This is a genomic window from Pseudoalteromonas sp. C8 (genome assembly GCF_011378685.1).
Lineage (GTDB): Bacteria > Pseudomonadota > Gammaproteobacteria > Enterobacterales > Alteromonadaceae > Pseudoalteromonas > Pseudoalteromonas arctica.
In genome coordinates, this window is sequence record NZ_WTKT01000003.1 from 321,722 (window position 1) to 342,859 (window position 21,138).

The window sequence follows — 21,138 nt, forward strand, 5'->3', positions numbered from 1 at the left end:
AACTAATAGATAGCCTAGTTAAACTGGGTTATCTATATCTATAAATGTCACATTAAAACCATGCTCTTGAGCAAGTAACTCACCCAGAGCTTTTACACCATAGCGCTCTGTTGCATGATGCCCTGCAGCAAAAAAATCAATGTTTTGCTCACGAGAACTATGAATTGTCTGCTCCGATGCCTCACCCGTTAAATAAGCATCAATGCCTTGCTCTGCAGCTAAATCAATATATCCTTGCCCACCACCGGTGCACAGTGCAATGGTTTCAATTTTTGTTGAACGTACTAAGCTTGTGAGCGGGGTTCGATTTAGCACTTTTGCAATTTTATCTGCAAAATCTTCACCACTTAATGGTGTTTTTAAACGCCCTTTCATTGCTACGCTATTTGAAGTTGGCTCTAGCCCTGTTTCAATTTCAATATCCAATAACTTTGCAAGTTGCGCGTTATTGCCAACTGCTGGATGAATATCGAGTGGTAAGTGATAGCCAAATAAATTAATATCGTGTGCTAATAACGCACCTATACGACGCTTTTTCATTCCCGTTATTGGTTGGGATTCCCCTTTCCAAAAAAATCCATGATGAACTAAAATAGCATCTGCTTGTTGCTCAATGGCAGCATCTATTAATGCTTGACTTGCGGTTACACCCGTCACAATTTTTTTAATTTCGTTTTTACCTTCAACTTGTAAGCCATTTGGGCAAAAATCTTTAATTAATTGAGGTTTTAAAATGTCATTTAGGAGTTGGTTAAATTCTCTACGTTGCATATAACTTACCTTACTTAGCACTGAATTTTGTGCAAATTTTGGCGTTTATAGCCCTAAAATGGAAGGAAAATCGCAAAAAATTGAAAAACTGTTTTAAAATAGGTATAAATACCTCTTCTTTATCTGTGTTCACAACGTATAGGGTCTCTGATGAGCAAACTAGACAAAACAGAAGTGTTATCTGCCTTTGAAGCAGCGTACGAAACTGCCAATGGTAAAAAACCTGAAATCACAACTAAACCTGGTTGGTACAGCATTGATGGCGGTAAAAATTTACGCCTAGCTGACGTAGCAGAGCTTACTAAAAAGTTAAACTCTGGTAAAACAACTAAAACGAAAAAACCAAAAGCAGCTGCGCCTGTTAAAGCACAGAAAAAAGCGCCATTCACTGTTGTTACCGAAAACGAAGAAGGTTACACAGCGGAAGAACTTTGGATTGTAATTTTAGCTCGTAAAGATCATGACTGTCGCTTACCGCGCGGTGTTGTTTAATCAACATTTATGATTTTTAAAAGAAACCGCGTTAAGCGGTTTTTTTATGTGCGTTATTTGCTAAAAAATATCTAAAAATTATATTAATTATCGTCTTCCAACCTTAATTGCACCATTTAATCAAAAAAATAGAGCCTTATAAGTTGAGTAAGACTAAAAAAGCGGCTATGTAGCCGCTTTCAAAAGATCAAAATAAATTATAACTTTTCGAAGTAAAGTGGTTCGCGCTCTTTTTTACCCACTACACTCATTGTCTCTGCATTGAATAATCGACCATTGATCATGGTGTAATCTACTTTATCCGAATCTCGAATATTTTTAAGCGGATCGCCATCAATAACCATTAAATCAGCAAGCTTGCCAACTTCAAGTGATCCTACGTTTTTATCAAGCCCTAAATACTTAGCCGGATCAATTGTCGATGCACGTATAGCCTCAAGCGGCGTCATTCCGCCTTGTGCAAACATCCACATTTCCCAGTGTGCACCTAATCCTTCACGCTGACCGTGTGCACCTAAGTTAACCAAAACACCTAAGTCTTGCAGTTCAGCAGCAACGCGTGCGTTATTAAAGTGGTTATAGTGATGATCGGGCGCTTTAATGCGGCGCATAGAACGCGGTAATAATTGGTTTTTAGGCACAAATTTACTTAAACGCGGATGATTCCATACATCAGTTTTATCGTACCAGTAATTTTCACCCCAAATACCACCATAAGCCACTACAAGCGTAGGTGTATAGCCAACATCACTTTGCGACCATAACTGCTTTATATCGTCGTATATGTGCTCTACAGGGATTGAATGCTCAATACCTGTGTGTCCATCTACAATCATACTTAAGTTATGTTGTAATAATGAGCCGCCTTCTGGTACTACCATCATTTCAAGCATCCGACCTGCTTCAATAACTTGTTGGCGCTGCTCTCGGCGTGGCTGGTTATACGATTTAACACTAAACGCCCCTACTTTTTTAAGGCGCTCTAAATGAAATTTAGCATCGTCTAACGAGTCAATATGCGACGTATAACCTGGCATATTTGCGCCATATAAAATAGTACCCGTTGAGAAAATACGCGGGCCAACAATCATGCCTGCCTTTTGCATTTCGCTTGCGGTAAATATTTCTGAGGTATCGTTTGATGGATCGTGAATTGTAGTTACACCCAGCGCTAAACCTGCAAAGTTTTTCCAGTTTTGCTGAGGTATAATTTCGTCACTTGCTTGCGAGCCATGTGCATGAGCATCAACAATACCAGGCATAATAGTTTTACCTGTTACATCAATAACCTCAGCACTTTTAGGAATGCTTATATCGCTGGCTGTACCAATTGCTTTAATATGCTTGCCATCAGTGATAATTACACCATTTTCAATAACCTTTTCGCCGTCCATAGTTATAATTTTTGCACCAGTGAGCGCAATCATACCTTTAGGCTCTGCCATTTTTTTACTGAAACCGATATTATCGCCACTTTTCACTTTAAAGTCGGCATCTTCGGCTTTGTTAATAGCAAACATCCCCTCAAGGCTTGCATGATAAAGCTCAGGCCCTAATGTCCAATAAAGTTTGTTGCTCTTAGCACTCCAGCTAATGTTTTCACCAGCACGTACCGATAACTGCTCTATTGGAAATTGACTGTCTTTAGGCCCAATATTAATTGTTTTACCACTTTGAACAAACGGCGTTACAAATACTTTAAATCGCTCAGCAAAAGCGAGATATTGCCCATCTGGTGATACTCTAAATTCTGTCGCATGTTCTGACTCGTACAGTTTACGAACTTTTTTACTTTCAAGCTCAACTACACTTAGCGTTGGTTTTGGCCAAGGACTCATTATAAAAACGCGATCGTTTGCATCTCCAAATTGTGGTTGATAACCACTTTTTGAAATAAGCTCACTTTTACCGCCTTTTGCGCTTACGCTATATATACCAGGGTTAAGTGACCATTTAGGGTTTAAAATACTGCCCCCCGTGGCTTTTCGATAAACAACCGTTTTCCCATCTGGACTAAACGCAGGCTCTACATATTTCCCGGGCTCTTTAGTAATTGTATCGCCACGACCACTGCGCGCAGAAACCACTCTTACAGACCCTTGTTTGTTATCATCCCATGTGGTGTAAACTATTTTTTTACCATCGCGAGAGTACTGTGGAAATAATTCGTAATGATCAGTTTGCTTTGTTAAACGCTTAATTTTACCCGACTCTAAATCACGTTTATAAATATGCCCAAGCGCTTCAAAAATTGCAGTTTCGCCATCTGGGCTTACTTGCACATTACGCAGCATTTTTACATCAAACTCATCAGTATCTAAGTTTTGTGTAAAGCGCACCGCTTTTTGAATTTTTTTAGTAGTTTGCACTTTAAAAGGAATGGTTTTAACGGATTTGTCTGCAACATCTAGCTTGTGAATTGTACCACCAGCCCAAAATACTAACTCTTCGTTATCGGGGGTCCATGCAATGGTTGGGTATACACCATGAATAGCCCATGTTTCTTGCATATCTCGCTCAAGCTTATCGTAAAGCTTAGTGTGCTCACCGCTAGTTAAGTCATATAAATACAAGCTAGTTTGAAAGTCATCACGCTTTATATAAGCAAGCTTTTTACCATCTGGTGATGGTGTAGGCCTAATAGCACCGCCCATCGTATCGATTACAGTTTCAATTTCACCCGTTTCACGGTCGTAGCGCTTAATTTTATAAATGCCCGCTACAGAATCCTTTGAATAATGAAAGGTTTTACCGGGTGTTGCATCATGCGAAAAGTATACATAACGACCATCAGGTGAAAACATTGGCTCACCTAAATCTTTTTGATCGTTCTCGCGTTTTGTAAGCTGTACGCCCTTGCCACCCGCTTTGTGATACAACCACACTTCACCTGCTCCCAATGAGCGGCTAGCTGTAAAGTGTTTACGCGCAACTAAGTAGTCGCCATCAGGACTCCATGCAGGACTATTTAGTAATCTAAAGGTTTCATCGGTAACAGCGTGTTGATTTTCACCATTTAAGTCCATTATCCAAATGTTATCGCCACCACCTTGATCGGAGGTAAACGCAATACTTTTGCCGTTAGGACTAAAGCGTGGTTGCATTTGCCATGCAATATCAGAGGTGAGCTTTGTAGCTGTACCACCACTCATTGGCATAGTGTAAATATCGCCAAGTAAGTCAAACACCACGGTTTTACCATCAGGGCTAATATCTATATTCATCCATGTGCCCTGCTCAACGCTAATTGCAGCGTCAACAAATTGCCCCTTAGGTGAATCTACTTGCCATTTTTGTTCGTCTTTTTCAGCGGCATTTACCTGCCCTATCGCTAATGACACCGACAGCGCCAATACTGTATGAAGCATTTTTTTCATGCGTTTCTCGCTTGTTATTGTTGCAGTAAAAACTATTTCACATGATTGCAACAAAAACAAACGCAACTTGCCAGCGTTATATGATAAAGCGCGGTTTATGTAGGTTTAATGCCAAACAATAGGGTCAAATTGATAGTAATTAACTAGCATACTATAAATTTCAGGATCGTATCGGCGCAGCTCTGCGGGTTTTTCGAGGAAGGTTTCGGTGAGTACAGCAAAAAACTCAGCTTCGTTAGTCGCACCATAGCTGTGAATAACATGCGGCATGCTATAGGCAACATGGCTTTTTAACTGGGTGAAGGCGCGGCTAAATACCCTGCCCCACTCTTTGTAATCTGCTGAGCTTTTTAAAATGGGCGTACCCGTTGTTTTACCTGTTTCTTGATCGAGTTGATGCGCAAACTCATGAAATACCAAGTTATGTCCATCGCTTGGTAAACGATTACCCTCAAGTACATCATGCCAGCTTAAAACGAGTGTGCCGCCAGGCCATGACTCGCCTAGTCTTACCGTATTATGGTAACTCACAAGTCCTGCACTATCGCGAGTTGATTGCGGAGCATAATAAGCACTTGGATATAATAAAATTTCTTTTACATTTCTATATAACGGCCACGGTTTATTAAGTACTAATACACACGCATCGGCGGCAACAATTAACTTCATTGCAGACGTTAGCCTTAAGCCATCACAACCGACAAAGCGTTTTTCGTTTAAAAACCACGTAATATGTCGCTCTAATTTTTCTCTGTCGGCGTCGGTCATTTTTTTATAGATGGGCATGCAACGCAGTAAAATATCTTTTTGCTGCGAATTTAAAGCAAAGTCTTTATATTTACTGCGCCATAATCGGTTTTGAATTGATGGCCAACGCCAGAAAATCACCACAAAAAGAATTAAAACAACAATTAACAGTCCATTTATCATGGGGATTTCCTGAGCTAAGGTATGGTATATAAATATGTCCAGCACACGTGCTTTTCAAGCATACAAGGTTATGTATTTGAATATAAAGTAATTCACATCGCATTGCTTATAGATTACTTATAAATTGTTTACTGCTTTGCACTGCCGTTACTGATGTGTTTAAAGTTAATTTTTGCAAAAGGTATCAAATGTACCCTGCAATGTGCTTATAAATTTCGCTACGTGCAAACCATCCATTAATGAATGGTGTACATCGATAGCTAAAGGCATTGTGCCTGTGTGTTTATCAAACTGACCAAATACAAATTTAGGAATGCCTAAACTCTGCCCTTCACTAAATGCATGCGAAAACGCACTAAAATTCAGCCACGGCAAAACAGATATATGAATTAAATCAGCCTGCCCTTCTGTTTGAGCAAATGCATCAGAAAATAACGGCTGTAATTTCGCTTTTTTGCTTACGTTACTTGCATGATTTACAAACTCTTTAAACTCGCCTGTGCTGTTAAAATAACTAAAAACAAACGTATCGTTTTCAGACAACTCAACCACACTTGCGCGAACACTATTAAGTAACCATGGCTTACTATCTATAATACGTAGCATTATTGAATCGTACTCATGGCACGCTTTTAAGGTGCAATATACATACGCTTGAAAAAAAGAAAATTGATTGGTTTTGCAATAGTCGTAAAGTGCTTGAGCATCTAAACGCACACACACATTAAAGTAAGGCTGAGAAAAGTGTTTAAATAATTCAAAGTGTTGCTTTCTAGGCCAATTATCTAAATCGATAGGCTGCATGAGAGAAGTTGAGGGAGTCATAATTTGCCGCACAATATTAAAAATAAAGTGTACCGCTGTTCAGTAATAATTGCATTAGGGTCTGTTGATCTTTCAAGGTTAAATTTGCAGCAGCCTGTTTAGTATTTAGGCAAGGCAGAGTCTATGCAGTGTGGTTATTCCCCATAAATGGGCTATAACGTAGCATTAATGCCAAACAGGCGCTGCCCAAAAGGTTCTTCCTAGGGGCTACTTACTCTTTGTTACTCGGTTTTTACTTAGCCCACTAGGTTACAAATCTCGCGCCGCGATTAAATAACCCCTAGTTTGAACAAATTTTAATCCGCAAAGATCAACAGACCCTAACTTACAGATAAACAAAGGGTGTGCACTTGCACACCCTTATATAAATTAGAACTTAGATCACAGACCGTTTTTAATGATCTCTTGCGCTAATTCGTCAGCAATTAAATGCGTTGATTTTTGCTCTTTTTCGCTACGGGCAAAGATTTCAGCTAACGTATTAAAAATACCTTCAACATGTTTATTAGACGCTGCTGCACTGTAACCTTCTGGCGCTGTTTCGTAATAAACATTAATAATACCACCAGCGTTAATTACGTAATCTGGTGCATATAAAATGCCTTTTTCACGAATAACTTCACCGTGGCGAGACTCTGCTAACTGATTATTAGCACAGCCTGCAATAATAGTCGCTTTTAAACGCGGTATCGTTAAATCGTTAATAGTTGCACCTAATGCACAAGGTGCATAAACATCAACATCTAAGTCGTAAATTTCATCAATGCCAACCGCAGTCGCGCCAAAATCATTAACTACGCGATCAATTGCAGCTTGGTTAATGTCAGTTACAAACAACTCAGCGCCCGCATCGGCTAAATGCTTACATAAACCATATGCAACAGCACCTAAACCTTGAACAGCCACTTTCACTCCTGCAAAATCTTGATGACCACGTTGATGCTGTAGCGCTGCTTTAATTCCTAAAAACGTACCATATGCTGTAAATGGCGATGGGTTACCACTTTTACCTTCAAGACCCAGTACGTAATTAGTTTCTTTATTCATAATAGCTACATCAGCACATGTGATGTTTACATCTTCTGCTGAGTAATAGCTGCCATTTAATCGCTCTAACTGGCGACCAAATGCACGGAATAATTGCTCAGATTTAATTTCTTTCGCGTTACCTATAATTACAGATTTACCACCACCAAATGGTAAGCGCGCAACTGCATTTTTATAAGTCATGCCCTTTGATAAACGTAGCACGTCGTAAACAGCATCTTCGTCGTTCGCATAATCCCACATTCTACATCCGCCAACTGCAGGACCTAGGTTGGTATTATGTACAGCAATAATTGCTTTTAAACCCGACTCTTCATCAGAACAAAAAACCACTTGTTCATGGTTATCAAATTCAACTCGATTAAACACAGCCACTTAAAATACTCCGAAATAGTTAACCCGTGAGAGGGTATGCGCGCTGGAAATTGCCGAGACTTTATCACTTCATATTCGAGTTCGCTATACTCGCAGAAGATAAAACCAATGAAAACATCAAGCTTAAATTAAATAACCGGATTAAAACTATTGTATAGATAAAAAATTCACAAAATCGTCATTTGTAAGTTTTAAAAACTATAAATAGAACAACCACACCAACTTACGTTTACGTGAACGTAACAAAGCGATTGCGTGTAAAGTTTAATATACAAGTGCTGCTTGCCCGCCACGTACTGCTGCCTATAGGTTTCCAGTAAAAAGTGAGCTTTTTCGCAAACTGGTCAGAGCTGTAAGCTTGATAATGACTCTATTTAAAAAACAAAAAAGCGAGCACTAGGCTCGCTTTTTAAAAACATAACGTACGTTATTTTAGCTTGCTATCAAGCTCTTCTATTTTAGCTTTCCAGATTGCAGGGCCTTGTGTATGCGCATTGGCGCCTTCACTGTCTACTGCAACGGTCACTGGCATATCTTCTACTTCAAATTCATAAATAGCTTCCATACCTAAATCTTCAAAAGCAACTACGCGTGCTTTTTTAATCGCTTTAGATACTAAGTAAGCTGCGCCGCCTACAGCCATTAAATAAACAGATTTATGCTCTTTAATAGACTCAACAGTTGCAGGTCCACGTTCAGCTTTACCAATCATGCCTACAATGCCTGTTTTTTCTAGCATCATATCGGTAAATTTATCCATACGAGTTGCAGTTGTAGGGCCTGCAGGACCTACTGCTTCATCACGTACCGCATCCACAGGGCCTACGTAATAAATAAATTTATTATCAAAGTCTACGCCTTTTGGTAAACCTTCACCTGAATTGATCATATCTTGCAGACGTTTATGCGCTGCATCACGACCTGTTAAAATAGTGCCCGAAAGTAAAACAGTTTCGCCCATTTTCCATTCTTGAACATCTTTTTTAGTCAGTGTATTTAAGTCAACACGACGTGTTCCTTCGCCCACTTCAAATGTTACTTGTGGCCAATCTTCTAGCTTAGGTGCTTTTAAATTAGCAGGGCCAGAACCGTCAAGTGTAAAATGTACATGGCGAGTTGCCGCACAGTTAGGGATCATTACTACAGGTTTTGAAGCCGCATGCGTTGGTGCTGTTTTAATTTTAACATCAACAACCGTTGTTAAACCGCCTAAGCCTTGTGCGCCAATACCTAATTTATTAGCACGGTCAAAAATTTCTAAACGTAGCTTTTCTTCAGTCGTTTCTGCGCCGCGCTCCATTAGTTCATGGATATCAACCGGGTCCATTAACGACTCTTTAGCCATTACTGCCGCTTTTTCAGCCGTACCACCAATACCTATTCCTAGCATGCCTGGCGGACACCAACCAGCACCCATTGTTGGTAGTGTTTTTTCTACCCATTCAGCAACATCATCTGACGGGTTTAACATAACCATTTTACTTTTGTTTTCAGAGCCGCCGCCTTTAGCCGCAACCATTACTTCTACTTTACCGCCCGCTACTAAATCGATATGCACAACCGAAGGCGTATTATCTTTCGTGTTTTTACGCGTGCCAGCAGGGTCTGCAACAATAGATGCACGTAAAGGGTTATCTGGATTCAAATATGCACGACGAGTACCTTCATCAACCATTTGTTGAACGGTTAAATCTGTTTTATCCCACTTAACATCCATACCTACTTTAACAAAACAGGTAATAATACCGGTATCTTGGCAAAGTGGACGCTTGCCTTCAGCCGACATGCGTGAGTTAATTAAAATTTGTGCAATGGCGTCTTTAGCCGCTTTACTTTGTTCTTTGTTGTAAGCTTTTTCGAGAGCTTGAACAAAATCAAGTGGGTGATAGAACGAAATATATTGCAATGCATCTTCAATGCTATCAATAAAGTCTTGCTGACAAATTGTACTCATAGTGGTTCCTTAAGTTACCGTTACGCGTTGTCGCGTAATCTAAATCAAACCGGTGACGGTGGTTTGCACTGTTTTTTACAGCTTAGTGCTGCCAAAAAATTTGACTTATGATACCCTCCCAGCCCGTTTCGAGCCAGTTCTTAAAGGGGCAGTAAATGCTAAACAATAAAAAAAATTGTATTAAATTAGGCATAACACAAAACTGCATTGACGTTTTTGCGCATTTTTCACATTTGCCTTATGCAATTCTATTAGATTCTGCAAATAGTAATCATATAAACAGCCGTTTTGATATTATTGCCATTGAGCCGCAAAGTACCCTTGAAGTAAAAAATAATAAAAGCTTTTTAAATAATATAGAAAGTAGTGATAACTGCTTTGAAATTATGAATAATGAGCTTTCGCATCTTGATAAAACAAAAGCCGGTTACGATTTACCCTTTAACGGCGGCTGGCTTGGCTACTTTGGCTACGACCTAGGCCGTACAATTGAAAACATCCCCACTCGTGCTATCGAAGACATTAACCTTCCCCAAATGGCTATTGGCCTTTACTTAGATGCCCTTATTTACGACAAGCAGCAACAAAGCTGGTTTTATGTATCGCAGCCAAACACCGATCGATTAGCGCTTTATCAGCAATATTTAAATAAACACGTTAACTCCCAAGTTAATACGCAGTCCTTTGCCCTAAACAGCGACTGGCAATCAAATATGAGCGAAACGGAATACGCTGCAAAGTTTGCCCAAATTGAGGAGTATTTAAAAAGTGGCGATTGTTACCAAATTAATTTAGCGCAGCGCTTTAACGCTCAGTGTGAAGGCTCCCCTTGGGCAGCTTATATTAAACTGCGTGAGGCAAATAAAGCGCCGTTTTCAAGCTTTATAAATCACCCTCAAGGGGCTATTTTATCAATTTCCCCTGAGCGCTTTATATCTGTAAATAATAACGTTGTAGAAACCAAGCCAATTAAAGGCACACTGCCGCGAAAAGCAGATGCACTAGAGGATCAACGCCAAGCGAAAATACTCGCAGCATCAGCTAAAGATCGCGCTGAAAATGTAATGATTGTTGATTTACTACGTAACGACTTAGGCAAAGTAGCAAAACCAGGCAGCGTTCACGTCCCTTCCCTTTTTGCTATTGAAAGCTTTCCGGCAGTGCATCATTTAGTAAGCACGGTAACCTCAGAACTTGATGAAGGTAAAACAGCGGTCGATCAGCTAAAAGCAGCTTTCCCGGGTGGATCAATCACCGGTGCACCCAAAATTAGAGCGATGGAAATAATTGAAGAACTAGAGCCGCATCGCCGCAGCATTTATTGTGGCTCAATTGGTTATTTAAGTGCGTGTGGAAATATGGATACGAGTATCACTATTCGCACCTTGGTGTGCCACAAAGCGCAAATTTACTGCTGGGCAGGTGGTGGAATAGTCGCTGATTCTAAAGTCGAATTGGAATATCAAGAAACTTACGATAAAGTAAATAAAATCCTCCCTTTATTAAAACAGTAGGTCGTTTTGAATAGTGAACACATTATGGCGCGGTTTCTGTTAAGCCCTACAGCTGCGCCAAATCAGTTAAAAGACACACGTAAAAAACGCGCTAGCGCTGTTATGCTGCCAATTATTGATATAGATAACCATGCACATATTTTACTGTGTAAACGCCCTACTTATTTACACCATCACCCTGGGGAGATTTGTTTGCCCGGAGGCAAGTTTGAAGTAAGCGACATTACCCTTCGCACCACAGCCCTTCGCGAACTAAAAGAAGAGCTAAATATTGCCCAAAGCAACGTTAATGTCTTAGGTCACTTACCTGAGTATTCAACCTTAACGGGTTTTAGTATTAGCCCCTATGTGGGTTTACTCAAAAAAAATACCACCTGGGAAAATGACTATAATGAAGTACAAGCGAGCTTTTTGCTCTCTGTCACTGAGTTAAATAACGAAGCTAACTGGCAACCCTTACCTTTTCAACGATTTGGGAAAACGGTTATTTTGCAAGGTTTTAAAACGCCGCATGGTTTACTATGGGGTGCGACTGCAAGCATTATAAAAAACTTTACAAAACAACTCGCCTTACCAGTTTAAATCTTCGTTATTAGTAGTTACACAATCACAATTCCACGTTATCATGCTCGACCGTTCAAAGAGCAGCTTCGTGCTGATAAAACAAAGTAGAGACACACACATTATGATCAGTGCATTTGATATGTTTAGTATTGGTATTGGCCCTTCGTCATCACACACCGTTGGCCCAATGCGCGCATCACGCTTATTTGTTAATGACCTACAAGAACAACAATTATTAGCAAATGTTACCGATATTAAAGTAGAGCTTTATGGCTCTCTTGGTCAAACAGGTGTTGGCCATGGCTCGGGTAAAGCCGTAATTCTTGGTTTAGCCGGTTACGATCCTGAAACAATTGATGCCGATTTAGTCGACGACATTTTAGCGACCATTGAAAAAGATCAGGTTATTTATTTAAACAAAACACACAAAGCCAAATTCCCAAAACAAGGTGCTATTGTTTTCCATCGTCGTAAAACACTGCCTAAGCATTCTAATGCAATGGAAATTATCGCCTCAAACAACGGCGAAAAAGTTTACAGCAAAGTATATTACTCTATTGGCGGTGGCTTCATTGTTACCGACGAAGAGTTTGAAAACGAAAAACAGGCGGCCCTCGATATTAGAGAAGAAAATCCAGCCCCTTTCCCATTTGGTAGCGCAAAAGAACTACTAGAGATGTGTAAAGAGTCTGGGTTTAGTGTTTCTACCTTGATGATGAAAAACGAAAAAACACTGCGCACTGAAGACGAAGTAAAAGACACATTGTTCCATATTTGGAAAGTAATGATGGCTTGTATTGACCGTGGTATGCGCACCGAAGGTATTTTACCTGGCGGCTTAAAAGTAAAACGCCGTGCGCCCAGCTTATACTTAAAACTAAATATAGAGGTCAGTAACGACCCGCTTCGTGCAATGGACTGGGTTGATTTATTTGCCCTTGCCGTAAACGAAGAAAACGCTGCAGGTGGCCGTGTAGTTACCGCACCAACTAATGGTGCTGCGGGTATTTTACCGGCTGTGCTTATGTACTATCACACATTTGTGAAAGAAGTAGACCGCGATATAGCCACGCGTTATTTATTAACCGCTGCTGCTATTGGTATTTTATATAAAAAGAATGCCTCTATATCGGGTGCCGAAGTAGGTTGCCAAGGTGAAGTGGGCGTTGCGTGCTCTATGGCTGCAGGCGCATTAACAGAAATTGTTGGTGGCAATGTTGTGCAAGTAGAAAACGCAGCAGAAATTGGTATGGAACATAATTTAGGCCTAACGTGCGACCCTGTTGGTGGCTTAGTACAGGTGCCGTGTATTGAACGTAATGCAATGGGCGCTATTAAAGCAATTAACGCTTCACGTTTAGCTATACGTGGCAGTGGCGAGCAAAAGGTATCACTTGATAAAGTGATTAAAACCATGCTTGAAACTGGTAACGATATGAAAACTAAATATAAAGAAACCGCTCGCGGTGGATTGGCTGTTAATATTATCGAATGTTAATCAGCTCGCTATAAAAAGAAAAAGCCGCCTATTTTTAAAATAGGCGGCTTTTTTATTATTCGTTTAATGTAGTGACATTATTTAACGGGTAACTCTATATCTGCAAATAACTTATCTACGTCATCTTGGTTACGTAATAAGCTTGCTCGCTCTACTCGCTCTTTAGTTAAGTGCGGTGCAAAACGTTCGATAAAATCATACATATAAGTACGTAAAAAGCTGCCCTTTCTAAAACCAATTTTGGTCGTACTAGCTTCAAATAAGTGGCTTGCATCAATACACACTAAATCGGTATCGCTTACTTGATCTATCGCCATTGAAGCAACAACACCAACTCCTAAACCCAGTCGTACGTATGTTTTTATAACATCAGCATCGGTTGCGGTAAATACAATGTGTGGTTCAAGCCCGTGTGCGCTAAACGCTTTATCTAACTCTGAGCGGCCCGTAAAACCAAATACATATGTAATGAGTGGATATTGAGCAATATCAGCAACGGTTAAACTATTTGCCTTTTTAGCCAACGGATGGTCTTTAGCGACAACAATACTGCGATTCCAATGGTAGCAAGGCAGCATAACTAAATCTGAATACAAATGCAGTGCTTCTGTTGCAATAGCAAAATCGGCATCACCGCGTGCTGCAGCATCCGATATTTGCTGTGGAGTACCTTGGTGCATATGAAGCGATACCGCAGGGTATTTTTTCATAAACCCTTGAATTACGTTAGGCAAAGCATAACGAGCTTGGGTATGTGTTGTAGCAATATTTAACTTACCTTGATCAGGTAGCGTATGCTCATTAGCAACGGCTTTAATACCTTCTACTTTAGAGAGTATTTCACGAGAAATATTAATAATATCTTCGCCGGCACCGGTTACATGCGTTAAATGCTTACCACTGCGACCAAAAATTTGCACACCCAACTCATCTTCTAACATGCGTACTTGTTTAGAAATTCCTGGCTGCGAGGTAAATAAACTCTCAGCAGTCGCTGAAACATTTAATTTATGATTTTGTACTTCTACGATGTATCTGAGTTGTTGTAATTTCATGGCTGCAAATTTTAACGTTATTATTCATATTATTTATAAAGGCAATACCGCTTAAAACCAAGTGTTATTTACGTAAAATAGCACTTTAGGTCTTTAGGTGTGCAATTATCTGATTAGAGCTCAAGGCTAGCATAATAAATATGCTTCAGGTAGCGATGATTATTCAGCTTTAGTTTATAAGCCCTTAGGCTTACTGCAGTTTATAAAGAGCTCAACCTATCAATTTTTTGGTATATTTTTTAAGTTAATCGGCGCAAAGCTACCCTGTTAACGTATATTTAATGTAAGATTAAATAATTAGGTTATATATCCGAGAATTACACCATGATCGTTTCTATTATAATAGTGCTTATAGTTGCATTGATTGTGATTGCACTTTGGGTAAGTGCTGTACAACAACACAAAGAAAAACAAGAGGCAGAACGCCGTAAAGAGCTTACAAAACAAAAAGCTATAATAGAAGAAACAGAAGAGGCACTAATGAATAGTGCTAACATCCCCCTTTCTGAAAATCTAATTCGTACGTTACAGCGCCGTATTTACGAAGCTTTAAATACAATGGTTACTAACTCGCAAACATCTAAAGCACTTAAAAGCCGCTTAAGTGAAGCAAAAACGCACTTATCTAATCCAGTTCAAGATAATAGCAGTGAAGCTTTAACGCTACCGAGTAATGACAAACAACTTGTAGGCCTAATTCAAGGCATTAAAAAATTACGCTCAATTTTACGCTCTGAACACAGCAAAGGTCGTATTGATAGCCAAGTTTTTGTTTTAGAAGATAAACGTCTCGAAAAACTACAACTGCGTATTAATATTGAAAGCCAAATAAAACGTGGCCTATCTGCCCGCTCAGCCAGTATGGTTGGCTCTGCAAGACAGTACTTTGAAAAAGCGCAGGCAACACTCAGCGCAGTTACCTACTCTGACGAATACGTAACAACAAAACGGCTAGAAGTTGAGGGTTACTTAGAAGCAATTAGTGTTGAACTGCGAGCTTCTAATGCAAGCGCACTTAAAAAGAAAACAGAAGAAGAGCAAGACGACTTAGATATACTGTTTGCTCCTAAAAAGAAATGGTAGTGCTTTTATAAAAGCATTAAAAAAGCCTGCACAAATTAAAATTTGTGCAGGCTTTTTTGTTAGCTATTAAGACAAAAATGCAAACTTGAAAACAAACAAGGCTGTTAATATCCAAACACTAATACTGACTTGATCTTGCTTGCCGCACAAGACTTTAACCGCCGTATAAGATATAAAACCAAGTGCAATACCGTGCGCAATCGAAAACGTTAATGGTGTCATTAGTAATACCACAGTAACAGGAATTGCATCGGTCATATCATCCCAGTTTACAAACTTTAAATTTTGCAGCATCAGAACAGCGACATATAAAATAGCGCCTGCCGTAGCATAAGCCGGTACCATTTGTGCAAGCGGTGCAAAAAACATCATTAGTAAAAAGCAGATGCCTACAACTACAGCTGTTAAGCCAGTACGTCCGCCAACAGATACACCAGCAACCGATTCTATATACGATGTAGTCGTAGACGTACCTAGCATCGCACCTGCAATTGTTGCTGAGCTGTCAGCACTTAATGCGCGCCCTAAACGAGGCATGTTACCTTTTTCATCAGCTAAACCTGCTTTTTGAGTTACCGCAACTAATGTACCCGAAGTATCAAAAAGATCGACAAACAAGAAAGCAAAAATAACACTCATCATTGATATATCAAAAGCGGCTGCAAAATCTAGCTGCATAAAAGTAGGCATTATTGATGGTGGCATAGCCATAACACCGTGATATTCAACAAGCCCCAAACTTAAAGCAATGCCAGTCACTAATAAAATACTAATAAGTACGCCACTTTTAAAATCGCGATATAAAAGCGCTGCAATTACAAAAAAGCTTAATATAGCCAATAACGGTCCTGGAGAAGTAATGTCGCCCAACTGCACTAATGTTGCCGGGCTTGAGACAATAATGCCTGCATTTTTAAGGGCAATTAATGCTAAAAAAGCACCTATACCCGTTGCGATTGCTCGCTTGAGCACCAGAGGTATGGCATTAATAATCCACTCTCTGACTTTAAATAAGCTTAAAAACAAAAATATACAACCCGACATAAATACAGCCCCTAAGGCGGCTTGCCAGGTATAACCCATTCCTAATACGACACCATACGTAAAAAAGGCATTTAGCCCCATACCAGGCGCTAATGCTAATGGATAATTAGCCCATAAACCCATTATAAAACAGCCTATCGCAGCTGCTATACATGTCGCTACAAATGCAGCCCCTTGATCCATCCCAGCCTCTGCGAGCATAGCCGGGTTTACAAATACAATGTATACCATAGTTATAAAGGTAGTTAGGCCAGCAACGCATTCGCGTTTAACTGTTGAATTATTTTCGCTCAGTTTAAATAAGGCTTCGAACATAATAAACTTGTGATAGTAAAAAGTGGCGAGATTTTAACATAAAAATTATCTTTTACAGGACATTTTACCTTGCTATATACTAAACTGTTAAAGTAGTTAAAATAATAAATGAACCAATATGCTTAAAACAACACCTTGTGAGCAAGACTTAGAGCAACAGCTAGATAATATTTTAGGTTTTGTTACTCAACCCGAAAATACCTCTGTGCCCGTTGATAATAAAAAAGATGAGCAAAGTACGTTAAATAAAGCCCTATATTATTTAAAAAATAATCAAGCTCCATTGGCTGCAAAATGGATGCGACTTGCTGCAATGGCGGGAAACCATAGAGCACAGTTTTATTTAGGTTTATTTTTTGTGAAAGGTGAAGGCGTGCCACAAAGTGTATTTCATGCTGTAGCTTGGTTAAGCTTAGCAAGTAGCCAAGGGTACGCCCCTGCCACTGCAGCGGTTACAGATATACGCAAACATATCGAAACTAAGCGATTTAAAGATGCTCAATGTTATGCGGCAAGTTTGTACGAACAAATCCACCAACTCCAGTTTTCTCATATGATCCCTCGCACGATTGAAAACACATAAGCTAGCTATGGCAGAAGTACTGTATGCAGTGTAAAAAAATACTGTATATGGTTACAAAGATAATCCTATACAGTATAAAACCCCAAAATGAAGACACTGCTCAAAAATTTATTTTTAGAATACCTTCTCAAAAATAATTCCATAACAATCTGATTAATAAAGAATTATAAATTAAAAAAATAAAAACAATGATCAAAAGCTGAATAACTGTACAAATAAATAGCATAAAAGGCTTGCACGAAAGCACTGTATAAACTACTGTATATGAATACTGTATAAAAACCCAGTGAGTGAAATTATGTTACAGCCTATTACCGTAAGAACAGTTAAAAGTTACCAACAAGATGAGCAAAGCGATTGCGTGAATTTGATTCAAATTGAAGATGAAATTTCAGCGACCTTTGAGCTTTTAAAAGTATTACACCAATACAATAGCTCTAATGCATGGACGTTACTAATTGCTCCAGATCACGTACCTAGCAAAGCTTTACTTGACTCATGCTCTATTGATACAAGTAAATTACTTGTTATTAGACAAAAGCACCTAGTAAATTTAGAGTATGTATTAAATTCTGCATTACATAACGGAAACTTTGCAGCGGTAATTACCTGGACCGATATAGTTAATAACCAACTACTTACGAATCTATCGTTCGATTTAAGTAAAACGAATACAAAACTATACTGTTTTACTAAAAAGTCTCAAACAACAGAGATATCACTCGCCCAATAAGCTTGTTAAACTAATGTTTTAGACTTTGTATTATTATTATGACTTCACTCAATACCACATTATGTTTTTGCAGCAGTGGGCACAATTATGCCGATTGCTGCGAGCCGCTTCACTTATCTGTTAAGCAAGCTGATTCTCCTGAACAACTTATGCGCTCACGATTCAGTGCTTATGTTATTAAAAATGCAGAATATGTTTATCAAACCTACGCAAAAGAAAAACAAGCTGAAAATCCGGTTAAAGAAATCAATGATTTTGCTAACAGCTGTCGATTTATAAATCTTGATGTAATTGGGTCAAGCCATGATGGAGATACCGGCACTGTAGAATTTAAAGCCCAATATTTTTATCAAAACTTATTTTGTGAGCTTCACGAAAAATCGCAGTTTATTAAAGAAAACACTCAATGGCGTTATTTAGATGGCACTATATATCCTGTTGAAGATATTAAAGTGGGCAGAAATGATAACTGCCCATGTGGTAGCAATAAAAAGTACAAAAAATGTCATAGCGTGTAATAAATAATCTTATTTAATGTTTATCACCTACAAGGTGTTTTTAAGTGGCAAAGTGATTTATTAGCTAGCTAAACTTAAAAACACACTTGGTTACGACCTTGCATTTTGGACTCATACATTTTTTCATCTGCGATCTGCAAGGTGTTTTTGTTATTTACGTACGGTTGTAGGGTTGCACCGCCAATACTAATAGTCACAAAGTCATATTCTGAATATCTGTGTAATATTCCTAAATCGACCACATTTTGTTTAATTTTATCAGCAACACAAATCGCACCTTCAGTGCTTGTATGCGGTAGAACAACTACAAACTCTTCGCCGCCGTAACGCGCAACAAAATCGGTTGGCCTTTGCAAACTATTAGTAATAGTTTGTGCAACAAGGTTTAAAACCGTATCGCCTTGCACATGACCATAAAGATCGTTGTATTGCTTAAAGTAGTCTATATCGATGAGTAATAGTGCGTAGTCGACTTTTTCTCGTAAGGCGCTTCGTTCCATTTTAGAAAAATGCGCATCAAAATAACGACGATTGAATACCTTTGTTAAATCATCTAGAAATACTTTTTGATTGAGTAAGTCATGTTGAAGTTTCATCGTAATATGGGCGCGCACTCTTCTATATAAAGTTTCCGAGTTAGTTGGTTTCTTTATAAAATCTACAGCTCCGGCTTCCCAGCACTCTTCTTCTTGATTTTCAGATGAGGTTACAAAAATAACGGGGATATCTTGTGTTTCAGATATATTTTTTAATTTTAGACATGTTTCAATACCACTCATTCCTTCCATATTAATATCGAGTAGTATTATATCTGGCGGATTATGTTTACAAATTTCAATCGCATCCTCACCACAGCTCGTTGTTGTTACACTAAAATGCTCTGATAATATTTTTTTTAATACAATTAAGCTTAATAGCTGATCGTCAACGACAAGTACCTTAGAGCTCTTTAAGCTTAATTTCAATTGGTGGTCAGAGTAATTTATAGGCATGGTACAACTGTTTTGTTTTTTTAATTAAACACACCCTATATCACTACATTTTGTTATGCAAATGTTAATAAAGTGAAATTCTACTTATTAGTTACTAATAAAAATGATTTAAGGTGAATCTTTAATGCATAAAAACAAAAAATGAGCCACTTGGGCTCATTTTAAAACTTCTAACACTTAATTAAATTAAGTGTTATTCGTCATCATCTAAATCTAACTGTTGACGTTGAGCAGGTCGAGCTAAAATCTCTACATAGAAAGAGGTCAAACCTTGCTTTTCAATTTCGCCAATTTGGTTACTTAATTCAGCAACGTGCACAACTTGCGCATCTTCAGCTGTGTTACCAAACTTACAGTCAAATGCCCAATAGTCAGCATCTTCAGGTAGCGTTTTATTACGCTCTCTTTTCAAATATTTTTTCACTTCGTGCTTTGCAGCATCAACCATACGAGGGTATTTGATTTTCTCGTGATTTAGCGTGAATGTTTTCTTCATTACGTTCCTAATTACCTTGGTTTAATGATAATGGCATTTCATGTCATACCATTTGACGCCATTATAGCAATTGCATTTAATTTTTGGATGCTTTTTTTTCATTAAATCAATTATTAGCAAATATATAAAGCAGACCCGTTATAAAGCATATATTAACTGGTGATTATTACAATCATATATCACACCGCAATGAGCTGAAGTGGTTGATGTAATGCATCATTATTAAGGCTGTCGTAAAAAGCAGCTGCATCTATAGGGGGATTAGCTAGTTGGGTTTGTCCGCTTTTAATTCTTCTTCTGACGGCAAGCTCACAGTTATCTATTACATTAAGTGGAATATGCTTATCATCATTTCTAATCGCAAGTGGTTCAGGGCTTAAGCATTGTCTTAACTTAATACTAGCCATACCACAGTGCTCTCCTTCTTGAGATATTAATGATGCATTAAATTGTCCAACCAACATATTATATGCATCAGGGGCTAAAAGTTGCTTTGGACCTGCGCCAAATTGCTTTCTTAACGCCTCTTCTTCTATAACTAAATTATCTGTTTCAGTTTTTGGTAAATGAAATTGACTAAAGTCGAGTGCGTCATGTGACAGCATCGCTAATAATAGTGCAAATTCGCCACGGCGATTTTCATGCACACTATTATTGAGTCTACTGTTTAACTGACTCTCTGTGATTAACAAATCATCTATTTGCATAGTCTTTAGCCGATTGTGGTAACTGATAGATATTTATCGGCTTTATTTCAATTTTCTTTAGCTTTTTTCTTTACTTAAATACGCAATTTGCTATTATCAGCGCCGTTGCATTGGAGGGGTTCCCGAGCGGCCAAAGGGATCAGACTGTAAATCTGACGGCTCAGCCTTCGCTGGTTCGAATCCAGCTCCCTCCACCACTTTTCTTACCGCTAAGTTAAGTGGGGCCAAATGCAATAAAATTAGTGTGGAGGGGTTCCCGAGCGGC

The 21,138-nt window shown here is 38.8% G+C and carries 19 protein-coding genes and 1 tRNA gene; 9 read left to right on the plus strand and 11 right to left on the minus strand.

Annotation, left to right across the window (positions count from 1 at the left end; genetic code table 11):
• Positions 1-18: 18 nt before the first annotated feature.
• Complete coding sequence (locus GQR39_RS05070; protein ID WP_165734971.1) at positions 19-771, minus strand: Nif3-like dinuclear metal center hexameric protein; 753 nt, start codon at positions 769-771, stop codon at positions 19-21.
• Between the two features lie 150 nt (positions 772-921).
• On the opposite strand from GQR39_RS05070, the gene GQR39_RS05075 reads away from it, so the two are divergent.
• A complete protein-coding gene (locus tag GQR39_RS05075; RefSeq protein WP_002961684.1) occupies positions 922-1,263 on the plus strand; it encodes a hypothetical protein in 342 nt (113 codons plus the stop codon).
• 197 nt (positions 1,264-1,460) lie between these two features.
• On the opposite strand, the gene GQR39_RS05080 is transcribed toward GQR39_RS05075, so the two are convergent.
• From GQR39_RS05080 to GQR39_RS05100, 5 genes are all read right to left on the minus strand, one after another.
• The gene (locus tag GQR39_RS05080; RefSeq protein WP_165734972.1) at positions 1,461-4,640 is read right to left on the minus strand and encodes an amidohydrolase family protein; all 3,180 of its coding nucleotides are present in this window, start codon (positions 4,638-4,640) and stop codon (positions 1,461-1,463) included.
• A gap of 105 nt (positions 4,641-4,745) precedes the next feature.
• On the minus strand, positions 4,746-5,570 hold the full coding sequence (locus tag GQR39_RS05085) for a M90 family metallopeptidase (RefSeq protein WP_002961680.1): 825 nt from the start codon (positions 5,568-5,570) through the stop codon (positions 4,746-4,748).
• Between the two features lie 165 nt (positions 5,571-5,735).
• Complete coding sequence (locus GQR39_RS05090; RefSeq protein ID WP_165734985.1) at positions 5,736-6,374, minus strand: CatA-like O-acetyltransferase; 639 nt, start codon at positions 6,372-6,374, stop codon at positions 5,736-5,738.
• Positions 6,375-6,776: 402 nt separating this feature from the next.
• The gene (locus GQR39_RS05095; protein ID WP_007583845.1) at positions 6,777-7,817 is read right to left on the minus strand and encodes a Glu/Leu/Phe/Val dehydrogenase; all 1,041 of its coding nucleotides are present in this window, start codon (positions 7,815-7,817) and stop codon (positions 6,777-6,779) included.
• Between the two features lie 427 nt (positions 7,818-8,244).
• Entirely contained in the window at positions 8,245-9,771 is a 1,527-nt protein-coding gene (locus GQR39_RS05100) for a fumarate hydratase (protein WP_007583843.1), read from the minus strand.
• Between the two features lie 155 nt (positions 9,772-9,926).
• On the opposite strand from GQR39_RS05100, the gene pabB reads away from it, so the two are divergent.
• The 3 genes from pabB to GQR39_RS05115 all read left to right on the plus strand — a co-directional run bounded on the left by pabB (position 9,927) and on the right by GQR39_RS05115 (position 13,347).
• Positions 9,927-11,285 carry an aminodeoxychorismate synthase component I gene (gene pabB, locus GQR39_RS05105; protein WP_165734973.1) on the plus strand — a complete coding sequence of 453 codons (1,359 nt, stop codon included), beginning with the start codon at positions 9,927-9,929 and terminating at the stop codon, positions 11,283-11,285.
• A gap of 6 nt (positions 11,286-11,291) precedes the next feature.
• On the plus strand, positions 11,292-11,867 hold the full coding sequence (locus GQR39_RS05110; protein WP_024590991.1) for a CoA pyrophosphatase: 576 nt from the start codon (positions 11,292-11,294) through the stop codon (positions 11,865-11,867).
• Between the two features lie 103 nt (positions 11,868-11,970).
• Positions 11,971-13,347: an L-serine ammonia-lyase gene (locus tag GQR39_RS05115; protein ID WP_010555091.1), complete on the plus strand. Its 1,377-nt coding sequence runs from the start codon at positions 11,971-11,973 to the stop codon at positions 13,345-13,347.
• 77 nt (positions 13,348-13,424) lie between these two features.
• Here the strand turns inward: GQR39_RS05115 and cysB are convergent, their stop codons facing one another.
• Positions 13,425-14,402 (minus strand): HTH-type transcriptional regulator CysB, encoded by a 978-nt coding sequence (gene cysB, locus GQR39_RS05120; RefSeq protein WP_002961670.1) that lies wholly within the window; start codon positions 14,400-14,402, stop codon positions 13,425-13,427.
• Positions 14,403-14,726: 324 nt separating this feature from the next.
• Here cysB and GQR39_RS05125 point away from each other — a divergent pair, with 324 nt between their 5' ends.
• Positions 14,727-15,485 carry a hypothetical protein gene (locus GQR39_RS05125; RefSeq protein WP_007583833.1) on the plus strand — a complete coding sequence of 253 codons (759 nt, stop codon included), beginning with the start codon at positions 14,727-14,729 and terminating at the stop codon, positions 15,483-15,485.
• A gap of 66 nt (positions 15,486-15,551) precedes the next feature.
• Here GQR39_RS05125 and GQR39_RS05130 read toward each other — a convergent pair whose 3' ends face one another.
• A complete protein-coding gene (locus tag GQR39_RS05130; RefSeq protein WP_010555089.1) occupies positions 15,552-16,844 on the minus strand; it encodes an NCS2 family permease in 1,293 nt (430 codons plus the stop codon).
• 118 nt (positions 16,845-16,962) lie between these two features.
• Between GQR39_RS05130 and GQR39_RS05135 the strand changes: the two genes are divergently transcribed.
• The 3 genes from GQR39_RS05135 (at position 16,963) to GQR39_RS05145 (ending at position 18,678) form a co-directional block, all read left to right on the plus strand.
• Positions 16,963-17,427, plus strand: a complete 465-nt coding sequence (locus GQR39_RS05135; protein ID WP_165734974.1) for an SEL1-like repeat protein — start codon at positions 16,963-16,965, stop codon at positions 17,425-17,427.
• 298 nt (positions 17,428-17,725) lie between these two features.
• Positions 17,726-18,160: a SulA-like leucine-rich domain-containing protein gene (locus GQR39_RS05140; protein WP_007583705.1), complete on the plus strand. Its 435-nt coding sequence runs from the start codon at positions 17,726-17,728 to the stop codon at positions 18,158-18,160.
• 38 nt (positions 18,161-18,198) lie between these two features.
• Positions 18,199-18,678 (plus strand): YchJ family protein, encoded by a 480-nt coding sequence (locus GQR39_RS05145; RefSeq protein WP_165734975.1) that lies wholly within the window; start codon positions 18,199-18,201, stop codon positions 18,676-18,678.
• A 74-nt stretch (positions 18,679-18,752) separates the two neighbouring features.
• Here GQR39_RS05145 and GQR39_RS05150 read toward each other — a convergent pair whose 3' ends face one another.
• The 3 genes from GQR39_RS05150 to GQR39_RS05160 form a co-directional block, all read right to left on the minus strand.
• A complete protein-coding gene (locus GQR39_RS05150; RefSeq protein WP_024598317.1) occupies positions 18,753-19,670 on the minus strand; it encodes a diguanylate cyclase in 918 nt (305 codons plus the stop codon).
• Positions 19,671-19,863: 193 nt separating this feature from the next.
• Positions 19,864-20,166 carry a DUF6172 family protein gene (locus GQR39_RS05155; protein ID WP_002961433.1) on the minus strand — a complete coding sequence of 101 codons (303 nt, stop codon included), beginning with the start codon at positions 20,164-20,166 and terminating at the stop codon, positions 19,864-19,866.
• 179 nt (positions 20,167-20,345) lie between these two features.
• Positions 20,346-20,873, minus strand: a complete 528-nt coding sequence (locus GQR39_RS05160; protein WP_165734976.1) for a VC2046/SO_2500 family protein — start codon at positions 20,871-20,873, stop codon at positions 20,346-20,348.
• Between the two features lie 112 nt (positions 20,874-20,985).
• On the opposite strand from GQR39_RS05160, the gene GQR39_RS05165 reads away from it, so the two are divergent.
• Positions 20,986-21,070 (plus strand) — tRNA-Tyr (locus GQR39_RS05165).
• The last annotated feature ends 68 nt before the right edge of the window (positions 21,071-21,138 follow it).